Here is an 18,390-nt window from a genome sequence, read left to right on the forward strand (position 1 = left end):
TTATTTATCGATATATTTTAAAAGTTGATAGGCCTCTGCATACTGCACACCAACACTTGCTCCGCGGTAATGTGCCAGGGCCTTTATATTTTCAATGGATCGTGGAAAAGGATGCTCACCCAGTTCGGAGGCGTATATTCTCATGATATCCAGCTTCTGATCCAGGTATTCGGTAATGTCTACAAAGTAATTAGGCAGGAATGCCTTTTCCGGCAGCACAGGCGCAAACTCTGTTTCAGATATACATTCATACATCAGCACCTGCTTTACATAAGGATAGCGGAAAGACTTTGTACAGGCCATTACCCCGTCAAAAACAACACGGTGGTCTGAATGAGCATCGGACCTGTTAAGGCAGTAAACGGTTTCCGGTTCAACCTCCTGGAAAACAGCAGAAATTTTGGGTATCAGCTCCCGCAATGAGGAGTTTGACAGCGACATAGTAGGATAACCCAGCTTGAACGTTTTTTTGATGCCCAGCTTTTCTGCAACCCTCCGGATCTCCTGCTGGCGGCTTTCCACTCTTTCCTGTGTAAAGCCATGTTCTTCAAAAACATCTGTAATAATTAACCAGTAAATGGAGTCGCCCCGGGTTTTATGTTTAAGTAAAGTTCCTCCTGCACCCAGTACTTCATCGTCGGGATGCGCAGAAACGATCAGTATGTTCTTCATATCAGATATTCTCCGACTGCTATATTTTCTGTTAAATCAAATTCTGTTAGCCATACTGCGCCATCACCTGTTTTTACCAGCAAGTTGCCTTTCTCATTCCCCAGCACTTTACCCGGTTCTATGTTACTGTCAAAGTCCATTTGGGGCACCTTGCATTTCCAGACTTTAAACTCACTGTCATTATATATAAAATGGGCTCCTACATAAGGCCTGGTAAGTGCCCTTACTAAATTCCTGATATTTTCGCTGCTCATCCGCCAGTCAATTTCCCCGTCTTTCCGGCCCCGCTTTCTCCAGGAATTCCCTTCTCCTGATTGTGGAATCCTGGGATAGTACCCGTCCTGTAACTGGGGCACAAACTCTTCTATCTGCTCAAGCGCAAGTGCAGTAAGCTTTTTGTACACACTACCGGCATCATCTTCGTATACTATCTGTAACTCTTTCTGGCTAAGAATGTCACCGGTGTCGGCTCCTTCGTCCATAAAAAAAAAGGTGGAGCCTGTTATTTGCTGGCCTAGTACCAGTGCCCAGATAATAGGGTGTCTCCCTTTATTCCGGGGTAAAAGTGCCGGATGATATCCAACCACCCCCATAGGTGCAATGGATAGTAATTCGGTTTTAAGTAAACTGGACCATCCAAAACAAAAGATGATATCGGGGCTTAATGTTTTGATCCAGGCTATATTATTGGGATGATTGATGTTCCTGACCAGTTTACAGGGTATGCCTTTCTCCAGGCATACTTCCTCCAGGTTTGCAAAATCAGCATTGAAATCAGACTTTCCTTTAGTCACAACTCCAACAACATCAACCTCTAGCTCTAAAAGTTTTAGCAGCGCTCTTTTAGAAAATTCAACGGTTCCTATAAAAATGACCTTCATTCTAAATCAAAAAATTTCTTCTTCAGAAGATGCTCTATCTCGGTTTCTTTAAGTATGCTTACAATTTCTCCTGATGCGTTCTTTTCTCCATACGGGTTTTTCACCCCCTCTAACGTAGCGCTGAAATCTGCTGAAAAAGCTTTCTGAAGGGCCTCTTTCACAGAGCTGTAGTCAGGTCCGCAGGAAATAACACTCGCTGCTTTAATTCTTCCCCGCTGACGGTCACCTATATCAATGGTTGCCTTTTTAAAGCTGGGCACCTCTATCAGTCCGCTGGAGGAATTTCCCGCTACCACATCTACATGCTGTAAAGCAGAAAGGTACCGGAGCTGTCCCAGAGATATAAAAGCTACGCTCTTAGCAGGATGGTTTTTTACGTAATCGTCAATCAGGTTTATGATTATTCTACCGTCTGTATCGGCATTAGGTTTCGTAAAAATGATTTTTGTATCCTCCAGCTCATCCAGCGCCCGCAGCAGGTCACTAAACTGTTTTTCTGCTGTGGCATGCTCCAGGGTAACCGGATGAAAGGTTACGAGCACATTTCGACTGCCCAGTTCAAAATCAATACTTTTTTCAAAGCTCCTTCTGTCGAGCAGCTCCAGCCTGTTGATGTTTTCAATACCAAGGGCACCAACGTTATGTACCCGATCGGGCTGCTCTCCGAGCTGAATCACCCGCTTTCTGTACTCCTCTGTAGCCGTGAAATGAATGTGCGACATTTTAGTGACGGAGTGCCTGATGGGCTCATCAATGAGCCCTTCGGTAGCTTCGCCGCCATGGCAGTGTGCCACAGGTATCTTGCCTATCATGGCGGCTGTGGCAGCTGCAAAAATCTCAAAGCGATCACCTAAAACCAGGATCAGGTGGGGCTTTAGCTCGGCAAAGGCTTCAGCAAAAGAAATTACACCCAGGCCTATGCTCTTTGATACGCCCACAGAAGAGTCGGAAGACAGCAGCACTTCAACCTTTTTATCGATGCTGAAGCCATCTTTTTCGATTTGCTTATAGGTTAAGCCAAACTCAGGAGACAGGTGCATACCTGTTACGCACAGCTGTAACTGAAAGGTGGGATCTTCTTTTAATGCTTTTAGTGTCCAGTACAGCAGGCCATACTCCGCACGGGTACCAGTCACTACACAGATCTTCTTCATGAAAAATGATTAAAGGCTGCAAGTTCACCTTCCTGCACAGCCCTGTTCAGGGTTCTGCCTACCAGGCTATCTACCTGCATAGGGCTGATGCCTTCAGCCGGGCGTTTAGCAATAAAATGATTTTCCTGCAGTATGGTCCCTTCCGGAAGATCTCCATTATAATAGAGGCTCTTTCGTACCAGTGGCTTGTTTTTTGCTTCTGACTGGCTTGGCCTTTTTCTTCCATCCGCACTAAGTGCCATCTCTATATTACGGATGGCCTGTACCATGGATTTAAGCTCTGTTGGGTTAAGGGAGGCTTTATGGTCCGGGCCAGGCAGGTTGTTATCAAGGGTAAAGTGTTTTTCTATGATGGTGGCCCCCAGTGCTACTGCCGCAACAGGCACCTCAATGCCCAGGGTATGATCTGAGTAGCCAACGTTGATCTTAAAAGCATCCCTGATGGTTAGCATTGCCTTAAGGTTTACATCTTCCATGGGCGTGGGATACTCGGTATTACAATGTAACACAGATATCTGTGAACGTTCCAGGCCTGCCTCTTCCAGTACCTCTATGGCCTCTTCTATTTCTTTTAAAGAAGCCATACCTGTTGACAGGATAACAGGCTTGCTTTTGCGGCCAATATGCTTCAGATATGGTTTATTGGTAATTTCCCCTGAGGGGATCTTAAAAAGCTCAAGCCCAAGCTGGTCTAAAAAGTCGAGGCTGTCGTGATCGAAACCAGTGGAGAGAAACTTTATACCTTTTTGATGGGCATAGCGCTGAAGTTCATGATGATCGGCCTCGGATAACTCCAGCTTCTTCAACATACCATATTGGGTGTCATCATCCTGGCCGCTCTGGTTCTTCACCTGGTATGCGGCCTGTTTGGCCGATTTGCTTACCAGCTTATCGGCTTTAAAGGTCTGAAATTTTACAAAATCAGCGCCGGCTTCTGCAGCTGCATCTATCAGCTGTTTGGCAAGTGCTATATCGCCATTATGGTTTACACCAGCTTCGGCTATAATCAGCGTTTTACTCATTTTATTATCTCTCTGGCTGGGTTTCCTACCCAGGTTTGATGATCGGGTATGTCTTTTAACACTACTGCACCGGCACCTATTACTACATTACTGCCAATGCGCACACCTTGTTTAACAACAGCATTGGCACCAATAAAACTACCTTCGCCTACCTGCACACTGCCGGCAAGCACAGCACCGGGGGCTATATGAACAAAACCAGCTATGCTACACTCATGTTCAACAATACAGCCGGTATTGAGGATAACCCCCGCCCCTATTGTTGCCAGTGGATTTACCTTTGCACCTGCAGCAATAAAGCAGCCATCGGCCACTGTAGCCAATCCAGAAACAATGCTGGCAGGATGAATCACGGTAGTAAAGCTTACCTGCTGGTGCTGCAGGTGTTGCATTACTTTTCGCCTGATGTTGTTTTCGCCTACACTGACAATTGCGCAGGCAGATTGCTGCTTTAAAATATCTAAAGCCCCTGCAACATACTCATCGCCTAACCAATCCAGTCCAAAGGGATTAGTGATGGCCTGCTGCCGCTCATAGTACCCCAGCAGCTGATCTCTGCTCAGCTTTACAGCATCAGCCACTACATAGGCGTGTCCGGAATAACCTAATAGTGCGATTTTCTTCATAAACTATACTCTAACACTGCTCGGAATATTCACCAGCCTGTCTTCTACCCACTGGCTTACAGCAACACTATCGTGCTGGCAGTCCCGGAACATGGGCAATTTGTGCATCAGCGTCCAGGCTGGCCGTGACATTACTCCATTATTATTTGCTTCCGCTAAAAAAGCATCACGTTCTTCCCTGTTATCCAGCAGCAGCACATTGAGCCAGTAATTGGCTTTAGCTTCTTTGGCTTCTTCACAATATGCTATGCCAGCTATATCCTGAAAAAAAGCTTTATAGGTTGCTGCCAGTTTACGTTTATTTTCTACAAAACCAGCTAACTGCTCCAGCTGTGCACAGGCCAAGGCAGCATTAAGGTTAGGCATACGGTAGTTGTAGCCAATGTAGTCGTGGTTAAACTCCCAGGCATGCGGTACTTTGGCCTGTGTGGTTAGGTGCTTTGCCAGCTTTGCCAGTTGCTCATTATTAGTAACAATGGCCCCGCCTCCCCCGCAGGTAACTGTTTTGTTGCCATTAAAGCTGTAGGTACCCAGCAGCCCAAAAGTACCGGTGTGTTTACCTTTGTAGTAGCTTCCCAGCGATTCTGCGGCATCTTCAATCAGTGGAATATTCCATTCACTGCAGACAGCAGCAATGCGGTCTATTTCGCAGGGAAAGCCAAAACTGTGCATGGGCACACAGGCGGCAATACGGTTGCCAGTTTTTTTATTGATGGTGCCTTCGGCTCCCTTCTGCCCCCACTCATCCAGAAATGCCTGCAGCACATCTGCCGATAAGCCCAGGTTTTTTCTGTCGATATCCAGAAACACCGGCTTTGCACCAATGTAGCTGATGGCATTGGCTGTTGCTATAAAGCTAAGGTCCTGTGTCAGCACTTCATCGCCCTGCTTAACACCTGCCACTAGTAGTGCCATATGCAGGGCAGCGGTGCCATTTACAGTTGCAACAGCATACTTTGCACCCGTAATCTCCTGCATCATTTCTTCAAAGCGGTTCACATAGGCACCTACCGACGAAACAAAGGTAGAGTCTATGGCATCTGCCACATATTTTTTCTCATTACCTGTAAACCTGGGCTCATGCAGTGGAATAAAATCCTGCCCCGGATAAAGTGTTTTGATAAAATCAATGATATGGCTGAACTTGCTGCTTTGCCCCATAAGTTTTTAATGGTTGGTGAAGCTGATGTTTTCTGCAGCGAGCGCTTTACCCCGCTATGGAATGAAAGGAATAAAAACAGATCCTAAATATTATATATATCAGCCTTGTAATGGCGCAGGTTCTCTTTGTTGCTGAACCATTCAATGGTTTCACGAAGGCCTTCCTCCAGGCTGTACTTCATTTGCCAGCTGGTATTTTCCCTGATCTTGCTATTGGCTCCATACAGGCGAAACACCTCGCTTTTGGCCGGGCGTAAACGCTCCTCGTCCTGTACAATACGGGCCTGGGGGTTGATCTGGTCAATCATGCCCTGCGCCAGCTGTCCGATGGATATTTCAGATTCGGTGGCTATGTTACAGTCCTCACCCATCAGGCTGTCAGATTTGGCAATTTCTACAAATCCGTTGGCGGTATCTTTTACAAACAGCAGATCGCGTGTGGGTGTAAGATCGCCCAGCTTGATTTCTGTTTTACCATTGAGCAGCTGTGTAATGATGGTAGGAATTACCGCCCTGGCAGATTGGCGGGGGCCATATGTATTAAAAGGACGAACAATGGTAAGGGGCAGGTTAAAGCTCCTGTAGAAGGATTCTGCTATACAGTCTGCCCCTATTTTTGAGGCCGAGTATGGTGACTGTGGCTGTCTTGGGTGCTTTTCATCAATAGGGATGTATTGTGCCGTTCCATAAACCTCTGAGGTAGAAGTTACCAGCACACGCTCCACGCCCAGGTCTTTTGCGGCCTGAACTACGTTAAGCGTTCCTTTTACATTGGTATCGATGTAGCTATCTGGCGAATGGTAGCTGAAAGGGATGGCAATAAGTGCCGCCAGGTGAAACACTACCTCTACTCCTTTCATGGCTGTGCGTACTCCATTTGGATCCCTGATGTCTCCGGCAAATATCTCTACCTGCGAGAGCTTTTCTTTAGGGAAGTTATCCAGCCAGCCCCAGCTGTTAAATGAGTTATAGTATACAAATGCCCTTACCTTACACCCTTCTTCCAGCAAACGCTCCACTAAATGGCTTCCTATAAAACCATCGGCACCAGTTACAAGTACTTGTTTATTTTTTAAGTCCATTGAAAAGTTAATTTTTGCAGAGGCTCCTGTGGCAGTACCTCTTTTATTCATTTATTAAAAAATCATGTCTTCTCCGGCTGTCGGCAGGGCAGAACCAGACGCATGTAAAGAAGCTAAAAAAGAATTTATTTATCCAACGGGAAAGCCCTGTTTTATACGTATGATCAGCTTTCCACAGCTTGTTTGCTTACTTTCCGGTAAAAATTCAGCATTTCCTCATTTATATTATCTAACCTGAACTTCTCCTGATAGTTTATAAGGCTGCGTTCACGCATGCGCTTTTGCAGTTCGGCATTACATACTACTTTCTCGATCTGCTTTGCCATGGCCTGTGCATCCGTTACAGGAAACATAAGCGCATTATCACCCGCATTCACCACCTCGTGCAGCACAGGAATATCAGAACACACCACCGGCAGTGCTGCTGCCTGTGCCTCAATCAGGGAGCCTCCCAAACCTTCATACAAAGAGGGAAACACAAACACATCTGATGCGGCTAATAGTTGGGGTACATCATGCCGGTGTCCCAGCCATTGCATATGCTTGTTCAGGTAGGGATGTGCCTCTGTGAAGTCATCAATATCTGCAGAGGCATTGCCCATTCGGCCACAGAACAGTATAGATATTTTATCCCAGACTTCCCTGTTACGCTCATGGAGTATGTGCAGGGCTTCCAGCAGATGTACGTGTCCTTTCTGGTACTCCTGCCTCCCTACATGTATCAGCAATACTTTATCTGCTGCTATCCCCAGTTCTGTAATTAACTTTTCCCGTATGGCAATCCTGTCGGCCAGGTGTGGATTTTCCTTTCTGCCCCGGAAAATAACAGACATCTGAGAAGAGGGGATGTTAAACTGCTCCTGATAGTGCTTTGCTACTTCGCGTGTGATGGCTATGGAATGATCGACCCCCCTGGAGCGGCTAAAGAAATCCATGTACTTTGCCAGGTAAAGGCCGGGTTTGCTTACCCTGGGATCCTTGAAACGGATTGGTGCATAGGTACAGTTTACCAGGCTTTCAACATGGTAAAAATCGGCAAAGAGCTTGGCAAACCTAACCCTCATATTCGATTCATACAGCACTGAATGAACAACAGAAGGATTGAATTCCCTGATGACATCAGCAATATCGCGCCCGTTTTTCAGAAAGTTACCCCGCTCCAGAAAGGTAACGTTAAAACCTTCGGAGAGAATCTCCTTTTCTATTCCTTCTTTCCGGTGCCCCAGCACAACAATCCTGAACTCCACGCCCCTCTCCCTAAGGTAATACCAGAGGTAGGCATTGGAACGCTCTGCGCCGCCTGTTCCCAGGCTATCCTGTACAAATAGTATTTTCATGCCTTAATCAGGTATCCGTACTCCTCCAGATAGGCAGCAGCCTCCCGGTTTATTTCTTCAATGTCCTTCCCGCTAAGTTTCTCCAAACTTTTTTCATTCATGTTCCTGATACTGCTCTCCACGTTATGAATTTTAAACACATTTCCTTTAAAGGTATCCCTGAAAGGTTCAACACCTATAAAGTCGGTTATCGTCCTTAAGACCTCGTCGGGATTATCAGTAAACTCTTCGTAAGTAATTTCATGAAAGCGGTTAGCCTTATTTTTGGTTTGCTTTACAAGCGCTATACTCCTGGCCCATTGTCTGGCACAATACGCCAGCGGATACTGCGAACCGGCCCTGAACTGGGGGTTACCCTCCATTATATCTGCCTTTCGGTGTATACCCTCTGCTACAGCATAGCCATTCCTGACCAGATGTATAAAGTATACATCATCGAAATGACGGTTAAAAAATTCTATCCGGGTAGTGTTGGCAATTGATTTTTCAAGCAGTACCGGCTTTTTCAAATCATAGAAATGCGACCACTGCCTTTTGATTCTGTTTGCTCTGGCTGCTGCACCGTTTTCATCAATCTTCATTTCTTCTTCACAGGCCTGCCACATACGGCGCCAGTTAAAATCTTCGGGCCGCAGCAGGGCATCAGTGAGCACAACACCCTCATCGTTCAAAGAGCTCATGGCCGGATGTGTGGAAAGCACCTCCTCCAGCAGTGTAGTACCGGAATTGTAACACCCAATGATAAAGACCCATTTCCTGTTGTGGATATTTCTGCCGCTTATGTTGAGCAGAGACATTAAAGTTTTATGCTTCCTGTAGCGGGAAACAAACCGTTGAAAAAGTGATTTCTCAGCCATTTAATACTTTATAGAGTTTTTTACTCACAGGCAATACCCTGCTGTGCCAGCCGCTTAAAATAAAGTGCAGCTTATTTACGCTGGTCTGGTCTGTTACACTTAACCTGGATATGCGGTATGGGTTAAAACCTTTCGAGGGCAGCTTATGATCAAACAGAAAGGCGTATTCAATGCCTGCTTCTTTTGCTACCTTTTCTGTTAAAGTGCTGTGGTTGCCATTTGGATAAGCAAACAATCTATATCCCTTCAGCCCCCGCTCTTCAAAAAACTGCTTAGATTTCATAAACTCGTCCTGCAGCTCTGCTTCCGTACACTTATCGAACATGGGATGTGTGTGCGAATGATTTGCAATGGTAACGCCAGCTTCCTGCATTTCCAGCAGTTGGGCAGTGGTTAGCTGCTGTTGTTCAAGGGGTGCCTTATCAACAGTAGCGCGCAGCTGCTCCAGGTATGCAAGCCTTTTATGATTAGGCCATTCCTTTACTTCCCACACTTTTTTTCCGCCTTGTTCCGGCCCCAGCAGGTATTCAAGTTCATCCCACCAGAATGGTATCTTAGTATCTATGAGTCCGGTAATAACAAACAGAATTGCAGGAAGTTTGTATTGCTTAAGCAGCGGGAACATATGCTGATAGAAGGAAACATCACCATCATCCACAGTAACAAGAATGTTCTTCTGCTGGTAAATATTGAAATGTGCAGCAAGCTTATGCTGTGCATCTATCTTGTGATAAGTTACAATTGTAGGATTTAGCTCTAGCTCCTTCATGCTTTGGGTGCAATACTTTTATGAGACCTTTAAGGTTGTGACGGTACTGAATACCCTTTTATGCTGCAGTCAAAATATGAAAGCAACTACTAAAGAAAGGCTCACCTTCTGCATGCATAACACTTAAACTGATCTCTATATAAGAACAGCACACATGCTGTGATGTTTAGAAATAACTGATCTGGACTAACCTAACATTTTGTCTGCTGCCGGCGTGTTGACATAGCAGAAAGGGAGCCAGTACATAGCACTTTTTCTAAGCAGTCTTTTTAATTCCACACCAGCATATATCGAAAGGCTTTTAAAGTTCCATGACAAGCCTTCGCCGGAAGTATCAAAGTCTTTGTATCCGAATTGTTTTGCCAGCTCTATGGTTTCATCGCTTAGCTGATGGCCAAATGCTTTATCCTTTTTCCATTTGTCAAGCGAAGAACTTCTAAAGCTGAATGCATCAGAAACCGGTTTCAAACCTAGCTTTTCCTCAAGAAATGCAGCATTTTCAGCAACCAGATCCTCGTAACGGACAATATCTATATTAAGTGATTCTTTATTCTTCAGCAGGTTAACGTTGGAAACAAACCATTCCCGTTCAAACTCGCTGCAGTCATGTTTCCAGCGATCCCAGCCAGAATAAATAACAGATAAAGGATGCCGAACAAGCCCCAAAAACTTCACATTAACCTTATCTTTATACTGACAGGCAAATTCAGCCAATAGATCCAGATTGCTCTGATTATACAGATGATGCGGACTTTTCTCAACAAATAATGGTTTGTACTGGCTGATCAAATCAAAGTAAGCGCTGAATATTTCTGCCTTAGATGCGTCTGCTGAAAGGCACTCTTCTACGCTGTTATCTTTAAGAAATTTATTTAATGCCTGCAGGGCAGCAGACCTGGAGAATGGCACTTTACTCCTGTGCATTTTATCCTGATAGAGATCTAATGCAGAGGCTGCCTTGCTCCAGAAAAGTGTTTCGTTCTCGTGGTGTGTTGTATTCTTAACCATGTTGAAACCATAGTTCTTCACCAGCAATTTTTGTAAAGCGCTGGAGCCTGCAGATTTTGTTGAAAGGATTATACAATTGTAAAGTTTATTCATATCGTTCAATGCCGTTGATCAAGAAAAACAGGACAGGGAATCCCCATAACTCCCTGTAACCTGGTATTATTTACAAAATATAAGGCTGAATTAACAACCTCTTACAGCTTACTTTTTACTTTCCTCAGGTACATAAGCTGAAACCTGGAATTTGCTTTGATCAGGAATTCTTCAGCTTTCGACCGTTTCTTGTCAAAGAAATCCTGATGCTCCCTTACAATGGCCGGAAACCTGTTTTTGATTTTGTCATATATCAGATTCCTGGCCTGTTTAACATAGGAATGGTTGGAAATGCCCAGCTTCTTTTCAATAGCAGAGTCTACCAGTTCCCAGCTTTGAATCACACTCCTGACTTTCTCTTCTTTATTCCAGGAGCTGGTGTTGCCTCCGGTATGGCGCCTGTAATAGACTTCTGTAGAGGGCACAAAAACAATGTGTGATGCACTAAGCAGTACCCTCGCAAAAAACTCACCATCCTGGTTCATTTTCAGATCTTCGTTCCAGTAACCTGCCTCTTCCAAAAGGCTTTTTCTCACCAGGTAAACGTGTGGCGGAAACCAGATGCTGTGTTTGCCAAATACATCCAGCAATTTTAGCGGACCATTACTGCTGATATACGTTGGTTCATGAGCCTTGGATGTCAGCTGATCCTGTCTGGTTCTGAATCTGCCCCATTTACAGGTGGCAACAGCATGCGAATCATAGGGTTCTAAGGCCTTTAGCTGCTCCTCAAATTTGTTGGCAGCAATCAGGTCGTCTGAATCCAGAAACTGAATATACATGCCCTTAGCCATTTCAATGCCTATGTTTCTGCAGGTATTTCCACCCTTACAGCGTTCTGCAGGGCGGCGTACATAGCTAAACCGTGAGTCTTTACTGATGTATTTTTGCAACACAGCCTCTGTTTCGTCAGTTGATCCATCATCAACTACAATACATTCCCATTCAGGCATGGTTTGAGCTGCAACTGAATCTAAAGTTTCGCTTATGATATCTCCCCTGTTATACGTTGGTATAACTACAGAAACTTTGATTTCCATAAAAAAATGATTCTCTGAATCCCGCTTAATATTGTGCTATTTTAGACCCATAGTCTTATATAATAATATGATCAGGGCCATATTGTTTAGATTATGCAGTCTATTGATATTAAATAAACAAAGTAGCGGAAGCCATATAAAACAACATATATGAGGTGCATAAAATATTAAAGCCGGCTAAACCGGCTTTATAAGATTTTCTGTAGATAACACTTCATGCTTTGGCATACCAGTCTACCGCCAAAGACAAACCCTCCTGAACAGAATAAGCTGGCTGGTACCCAATCAGTGATTTTGCTTTGGATATGTTGGCCAGGCTATGTTTAACATCCCCCACTCGCTCTTCCCTGTAAATGGGCTTAATGTCTGTTCCAGTTAGCTCACATATCCTGTTCCACAGCTCATTAAGGGTGGTGCGCTCTCCAAAAGCTATGTTTACAACCTCATGTTCGGCTACTTCCGGGGCAAGCATCGCTTTTATGTTTGCCTGAACTGCGTTTTCAACAAAGGTAAAATCACGACTGGTTTCCCCATCACCATTGATGTATGCCGCCTGCTTGTTTAAAGCAGCTTCTATGAACAGGGGAATAACTGCAGCATAGGGTCCGTTAGGGTTTTGCTTTGGACCAAACACATTAAAGTACCGCAGCCCTATTGTATGGAAATTGTAGGTTCTCGAAAAAACGCTGGCATATAACTCATTCACATACTTGGTAATTGCATAGGGAGATAAGGGATTGCCTATTTCGTTTTCAACTTTAGGCAGGCCCGGGTGATCTCCGTAAGTACTGGAACTGGCAGCATAGACCATACGCTTCACCCCCGCATCTCGGGCAGCAACCAGCATGTTTAAAAAGCCAGAGATGTTCACTTCATTTGTAGTAACAGGGTCATTGATAGAACGCGGAACAGAACCCAGTGCCGCCTGGTGAGAAACATATTCTATTCCGGCTACTGCTTTTTTACAGGTCTCGGGGTCACGTATATCTCCTTCCATAAATTCAAATGCGGGGTTCTCCATGAACTCCTGCAGATTGCTGCGGTCACCTGTAGAGAAGTTATCAAGCACCCTTACCTTTTTAGCACCATATTTCAGTAGGTACTCTACTATATTAGATCCGATAAAACCTGCGCCACCGGTCACTAAAAAACTGTGCTTGTTAAGTTCTTCTTTATGGTAAGCTGTATTGTACATGATGTAGGAGATATGATAATTTTAAAAATCAGGGTAAATGTAAGCTTAAAGATTCAATTTGTGATGCGCAGCTAGAGGCTATGCCAGCAGAACAACCGTTGCGCCACCACTTAGGCAAATAAGTGCCTGCACCTGCAATAAACACTTGCATAAATACGGTGCGGCAAACAGAGGCCGCACCGTAGTACTATAACAGTTTTCAGAATTCTGTATTAAGCTATTTACTTACCAAATAACCTGCCGAAAAATCCTTTTTTCTTTTCCTGACCATAGCCATAGCCGTAGCCTTTGCCATAACCGTAACCTCCACCCTTTCTGGCGTCGTTGAGTACGATCATGGTATGTTTCAGCTTTTTCTTTTTGTAGATGTCATCAACTATTTTCACCTGTTCCTTTTCTGTAAACTGGTAGCGGATCAGGTACAGGCTTACATCAATATAAGCCGACAGTGAGAAAGCATCTGCCACCTGTCCAACCGGAGAAGTATCAATGATCACATAATCAAAACGCTGCCTCAGGCCTTCTATCAGTTCACCTATTTTCGGCAACAGCATCAATTCTGATGGATTTGGCGGTATTGGCCCTGCTCCCACCAGAAATAGATTAGGTGAAACTTTGGTAGGCTTGATCAGATCATTGATCGGGGTATTTTCTGTTACCAGGTAATTAGTAATGCCAAAATCATTGGTCATCGCCAGGTTTTGGAGCAGGCTTGGCTTTCTTAAGTCAAAATCCACCACCACCACTCTTTTGCCTGAAAGCGCCAGGCTGGCGCCAAGGTTAAGGCTGAAGAAAGTTTTTCCTTCGCCACTGGCACTGGAAGTTACCAGCATCACCTTGTTTTCTTTGCCAGCATTGGCAAACTGCAGGTTTGCCCTGATGAGGCGGAACAATTCTGCCACCGGACTTCTGCTGTCCTTTGTTACCACCAGGCTCTCGCCACTACGCTTATGTGCTATTTCTCCAAGTACAGGTGTAGCAGTAGCCTTATCCACATCTTTATGCTCCTGCACCTTGTTGTTAAGCATTTCCTTAACAAAAATAAAGGCAAATGGAACCCCAAGGCCCAGTATCAGGGCATACATGTAAAAGGTGGAGCTTTCAGGCGAAACGGGGATACTACCTGCCGTTGCAGGATCTATAACACGTGAATTTGACACGGTTGCAGCCAGTGATAATGCAGATTCTTCGCGTTTCTGCAGCAAATACAGGTAAAGACCTTCTTTGATTCCCTGCTGTCTGCTAATGGCCTGTATTTCACGCTCCATAAGAGGAACCTGCTCAATTTTTGATTCAAACTGTGCAAAATTTGCCTGCAGATTGCTTCTGGTAAGTTCCATGCTTTGCTGAATGTTCCTTAAATTTTCAAGGATATTCAGGCGCAGGTCATTCAGCTGTTCTGCTAAATTTTGTACCAGTGGGTTGTTGGGTTTGTTGGTTAGCAGCAGACGCTGTCTCTCCAGCTGAAGTTCGTTGAACCTGTCAATGAGCCGCTGCAATGTAGGGTCGCCAATGCTGAGACTGCTGGGCACTAAACCAAAATCATTATCACCTTTACTGAGATAGTTCTCTATAGAACTTAGGATTTCAAGTTGTAAATCATATTCTGCTAATTGCTGGTCGTAGCCTGTTCTTCCCTGCAGGTACATTTCTGCCTCTGTGCCAACATTTACCAACCTGCGTTCACGTTTGTATTCTTCAACGTCTTTTTCCACATCTGTGAGCTCATCTGTCAGAAACTTTAGCCTTTCGTTTATAAACTCAATTGTGTTCGCTGCAATTACATTTTTATCTTCAACAGCCTCTTTATTATATACTTCTATAAGTTTGTTCAGAATATCCACTCCTTTTTCAGGAACCGGATCTACAAGACTCAGCATAAGGGCACTGCTCCAGGCAAGCTGGTCTTTTTCTACAACCAGCCTGTTACTGTAATTACTGGCCACCTTTTCAGTATCATGAAAATGCACCCTTACCCGCATCCCTTCCCTGTTCCTGGCTGGTGCCGAAACAATGGTGAATTCTCCAAACCCCAGGTTTACACTTTGCCCGAATTTATGAGTGCTTACTTTTTCATTGTACTCTATGTTATATACGTTATTTCCCCTGAGATGAACTGTTATTACCTTGTTGTGAGACAGTGTATCAAGTTTGTTGGTAATTACCCTGAAGGGCAGCGAATTACCATACAATTCCGGATCTTTGATCCTGCCTTCTCCATAATAGGTTACATGCAGGTCCAGTTCGTTAAATACCCGGTACATAAGGCTCTGTGATTTTAGCAGCCTTATCTCGTTATCAATATTGGTACTTGATTTAAAACCTGGTATATCATTGAACACGGCACTTTCTGTGAGGCCACCAGATTGCTGATCGCTCTTAACCAGAATACTGGTTGTCACTAAATATTGCGGTGTGGTGTAGCGCAGGTAAAGATAGGCCAGCCCAAAAAACACAATGGTAGCCAGCAAAAACAGGTACCAGTAACGCAGGTACTTAAGAATGATTTCTTTAAAATTTATTTGCTCAGAATCTTCGGCAAGAAGGTTTTCCTGATCTGTCATTTTTAATGGGTTTATCTAGAAAATCGCCAGAATAACACTGTTACAGCAGATACCAGGCTTAATACAAATGGAATGTTCGCTCTTACAGGATTAGCTGCATATCCGCGTGCTTTTACGGCTTCAACATAAATCACATCGTTCTGCTGAAGGTAGAAATAGGGTGAGTTCAGCAGATTCCTGCTGTTCAGGTTTATCCTCGTCATGGTCCTGACCCCTCCTTCCTCTCGGATCAGCAGCACATTTTCCCGCTTTCCGTAGATGGTAAGATCACCAGCCATACCCAGGGCAGTCAGCAGGTTTAGTTTTTCCGATTCAACAGTAAAGGTGGAGGGGTTTCTAACCTCCCCGATTACCGTAACCCTGTAATTCAGAAAACGGATATTCACAACAGGCTCCCTCAGGTACTCCTGCAAGGAAGTCTCCAGCTTCTGCACTGCCTCTTCCTTAGTAAGACCGGCCAGGTGTAGTTTTCCCAACACCGGGAATCGGATGTAGCCTGCAGAATCTACAAGATAGCCATCGGTACTCTGGCTGCTTACACCTCCTCCACTCATGCCGCCCGGACCAGGCGCAATCACGCCCTGGTTGAACAGTGTGTTGGACTCTGGACTCAGACTGCTTACTTTGATGCTTAAAATATCATCTGGCTGTATTCTGGGAGCACTTACGTTGGTTACAGCTTCTACATGTTCTTCCCGTGTAGCAGGTTCATCAGGCTCAGTAAAATATGTTAAGTTTCTGGAGCAGGAGGCAAACAGAAGCAAAAGCCCCGCAAGCTGTAAAATTCTAAAATTCATTATGATGTACAAGGTTAAAAAAAGGGCAAAGCACCAGGCTTTTTGCCTGAAGGCTTATGCCATACATTAACATTTATTGTTTATTGATCTCTAATACCACTGATTATCTACTTTATTTATTCGGATAAGAAAGGCATCCTACTGCTTCTGATATGCCATAAGACTGATTATGCACATATTTGCAGGATGTCTGTTCCAAAAAATCGATGAACTCGTCCGGTTCCTCATACGGCTTCTTTCACATTGCAATCAATACTGACAATAATGTGCATCTCTTAACTAACGCACCAATCCTGTAATTTGTGTGGTTCATCATCTATGATTTAACTACCATCAACTTTCAGGTTTAAAAAAGATAAACGGCCAGTCCAGCTCTACATGCTGTCGTGATTCTGCTCAGGTTGTTGCGGAAGCTACACCTGAGCTGCCATTCCGGTTGTTTATACATTCACACAAATTCTCATCATCATCATCTTCTTCAGCAGAGAAATAAAAAACACTATATATTTTAACTGAACCCTCTTACTAATGTTTTAGGTGTTGTAAAACTTTACTCAAACCTGCCAAAGGCAGAATAGCATCACCCAGAGGGCTTATAAAATAGCTGTACCTGCCCCTTTCATTGGTATTGCTGAAAATTATGCGTCAATCCCGCTTGGTATACATGCCGGCACTGTTCACATAAAATGGGGTATTGGCTGTACCAACATTTCCCTGGCCATCATACACGTATACAAACAGCCTGTAGGGGCCTTCCTTTGCCGGTGCTCTAAGCCTTATTTTACCGTCTGCTACATTGTTCAAAGAAAGTGGTAAAGGTTTAGCATCTGTGGGTGAGCCTTCATTGCCATGCTCATCAAATACCTCTGGCAGAAGCTCCCATTCTATTCTAAGGGAGTCACCTTCTGGATCAAAAGTATATACTGCAGCCTCATATTCCTGCTGTGGCTTCAGGTAGATGTTTTCGTAGCCAAATGTCTTGTTTAGCTTCAGATAAGCTATGTAGGGTGGTTTGTTTTTGGTGGTATCGCCAGTCCAGAGCTCATGCATGGCATGCACCATTTCAGTTTCTTCACCAGATTTGGTGAAGAGGCTAAACCAGGTGGGGGTACCCTCAAACTTGTATCCCCAATAAAACACATAGCCGCCCAGGCACCTGGTGGTATCAACGCTTACTACCCGCTGGTAACGTTCTTTAATGAAACCGGCCTTTTCGGAGCTGGTTTGTTCCAGTGGTGCATACCACCAGGTGGTGTACGATTCCCAGTAACCCCGCGGACCGAACTCTGATACGATGTATGGACCTGCCCAACTACTTTCACGGATCTTACCCGGTATGTTGGCCATGGCTCCAAATGTATTGACTGCTATAACATCAATTGCAGGACACTTTTTTGCTATAAGATTGATTAATTTTGTTCTTGCGCCAACCAGCATGGTGGCGGTGGGGTGATCGGGATCAAGCTCATCGATCATTTCTGCAATATCATTTACGGCATCCCATACTTTTGTGTTGGAGGCTTCCAGGTTCAACTCATTTCCCAGGCCCCACATTAGCAGTGCAGGATGATCTTTGTACTGTAGCACAACTTTCCGTAACTCCTCAAACTGTTGCGTTACCAGTTCTTTATCGTAATAATTGAAGCCATCTTTTTCAGGAGCCATCCAAAGTCCTAGGGTAACCGTTAACCCATGTTTATGTGCTTCATCCAGTATGCGCTGAGCATCATCGGTATGCCAAACCCGCACAGAATTGCCCCCATGCTCTTTTATTTTGTCAAAATTATCGTAGCCGCCGCCACCCCTGATAAAATAAGGGCTACCATTGCGAAGAAGAGTGTAGTTTCCCTTCTCAAATACGATTTCTACTTTTCTTCCCCGGGCTACATACTTTTCTTCAGGATCCGGCTGTTCATCACAACTATTCAAAAACAAACCGGTAATGCACAAAAAAATTAAAATAGAGTTTGGTAAAACTCTGCAGGAAATATACATACGAATTTGGTTGAGGCAATGCCTAAGCTACAGCCCTGGCTTATGTTGCTGTACAGCTGTAAGGCGTAAAAATAATCTGCAGTTGTCCCTGCCCGCTTCATTAGAAAAAATACGGCAAACAGCTGCTGCAGGTTTAG

At 44.5% G+C, this 18,390-nt stretch carries 16 protein-coding genes; all 16 read right to left on the reverse strand.

All coding sequences use genetic code 11. From position 1 onward, the window contains the following. Complete coding sequence (locus KWJ01_RS20980; protein WP_224999074.1) at positions 1-672, reverse strand: PIG-L deacetylase family protein; 672 nt, start codon at positions 670-672, stop codon at positions 1-3. Continuing rightward, positions 669-1,553, reverse strand: coding sequence for a methionyl-tRNA formyltransferase (locus KWJ01_RS20985; protein WP_224999075.1), 885 nt, complete (start codon positions 1,551-1,553; stop codon positions 669-671). Before KWJ01_RS20985 ends, KWJ01_RS20980 begins: the two co-directional genes overlap by 4 nt. Continuing rightward, the gene (gene neuC, locus KWJ01_RS20990; RefSeq protein WP_224999076.1) at positions 1,550-2,707 is read right to left on the reverse strand and encodes a UDP-N-acetylglucosamine 2-epimerase; all 1,158 of its coding nucleotides are present in this window, start codon (positions 2,705-2,707) and stop codon (positions 1,550-1,552) included. The genes KWJ01_RS20985 and neuC overlap by 4 nt, the downstream gene beginning before the upstream one ends. Beyond that, positions 2,704-3,729, reverse strand: coding sequence for an N-acetylneuraminate synthase (gene neuB, locus KWJ01_RS20995; protein WP_224999077.1), 1,026 nt, complete (start codon positions 3,727-3,729; stop codon positions 2,704-2,706). Before neuB ends, neuC begins: the two co-directional genes overlap by 4 nt. Beyond that, a complete protein-coding gene (locus tag KWJ01_RS21000; protein ID WP_224999078.1) occupies positions 3,726-4,355 on the reverse strand; it encodes an acetyltransferase in 630 nt (209 codons plus the stop codon). The genes neuB and KWJ01_RS21000 overlap by 4 nt, the downstream gene beginning before the upstream one ends. A 3-nt stretch (positions 4,356-4,358) precedes the next feature. After that, positions 4,359-5,516 (reverse strand): LegC family aminotransferase, encoded by a 1,158-nt coding sequence (locus tag KWJ01_RS21005; RefSeq protein ID WP_224999079.1) that lies wholly within the window; start codon positions 5,514-5,516, stop codon positions 4,359-4,361. A gap of 83 nt (positions 5,517-5,599) precedes the next feature. Next, positions 5,600-6,649: an NAD-dependent 4,6-dehydratase LegB gene (locus KWJ01_RS21010; RefSeq protein ID WP_304502776.1), complete on the reverse strand. Its 1,050-nt coding sequence runs from the start codon at positions 6,647-6,649 to the stop codon at positions 5,600-5,602. A gap of 113 nt (positions 6,650-6,762) precedes the next feature. Beyond that, on the reverse strand, positions 6,763-7,935 hold the full coding sequence (locus KWJ01_RS21015; protein WP_224999080.1) for a glycosyltransferase family 4 protein: 1,173 nt from the start codon (positions 7,933-7,935) through the stop codon (positions 6,763-6,765). After that, entirely contained in the window at positions 7,932-8,732 is an 801-nt protein-coding gene (locus KWJ01_RS21020) for a sulfotransferase (RefSeq protein WP_224999081.1), read from the reverse strand. Before KWJ01_RS21020 ends, KWJ01_RS21015 begins: the two co-directional genes overlap by 4 nt. Before the next feature lie 52 nt (positions 8,733-8,784). Next, complete coding sequence (locus KWJ01_RS21025; protein WP_224999082.1) at positions 8,785-9,561, reverse strand: polysaccharide deacetylase family protein; 777 nt, start codon at positions 9,559-9,561, stop codon at positions 8,785-8,787. Positions 9,562-9,747: 186 nt separating this feature from the next. Beyond that, on the reverse strand, positions 9,748-10,662 hold the full coding sequence (locus KWJ01_RS21030) for a sulfotransferase (RefSeq protein WP_224999083.1): 915 nt from the start codon (positions 10,660-10,662) through the stop codon (positions 9,748-9,750). A 101-nt stretch (positions 10,663-10,763) separates the two neighbouring features. Next, positions 10,764-11,702 carry a glycosyltransferase family 2 protein gene (locus KWJ01_RS21035; RefSeq protein ID WP_224999084.1) on the reverse strand — a complete coding sequence of 313 codons (939 nt, stop codon included), beginning with the start codon at positions 11,700-11,702 and terminating at the stop codon, positions 10,764-10,766. Between the two features lie 214 nt (positions 11,703-11,916). Continuing rightward, positions 11,917-12,897, reverse strand: a complete 981-nt coding sequence (locus tag KWJ01_RS21040; RefSeq protein WP_224999085.1) for an SDR family oxidoreductase — start codon at positions 12,895-12,897, stop codon at positions 11,917-11,919. A 221-nt stretch (positions 12,898-13,118) separates the two neighbouring features. Beyond that, positions 13,119-15,461, reverse strand: a complete 2,343-nt coding sequence (locus KWJ01_RS21045; protein WP_224999086.1) for a tyrosine-protein kinase — start codon at positions 15,459-15,461, stop codon at positions 13,119-13,121. Positions 15,462-15,472: 11 nt separating this feature from the next. After that, positions 15,473-16,258: a polysaccharide biosynthesis/export family protein gene (locus tag KWJ01_RS21050; protein WP_224999087.1), complete on the reverse strand. Its 786-nt coding sequence runs from the start codon at positions 16,256-16,258 to the stop codon at positions 15,473-15,475. Positions 16,259-16,903: 645 nt separating this feature from the next. Then, positions 16,904-18,187: a glycoside hydrolase family 2 TIM barrel-domain containing protein gene (locus KWJ01_RS21055; RefSeq protein ID WP_224999088.1), complete on the reverse strand. Its 1,284-nt coding sequence runs from the start codon at positions 18,185-18,187 to the stop codon at positions 16,904-16,906. Positions 18,188-18,390 lie beyond the last annotated feature (203 nt).

This window comes from Cesiribacter sp. SM1, from assembly GCF_020178975.1.
Taxonomy (GTDB): Bacteria; Bacteroidota; Bacteroidia; order Cytophagales; family Cyclobacteriaceae; genus Cesiribacter.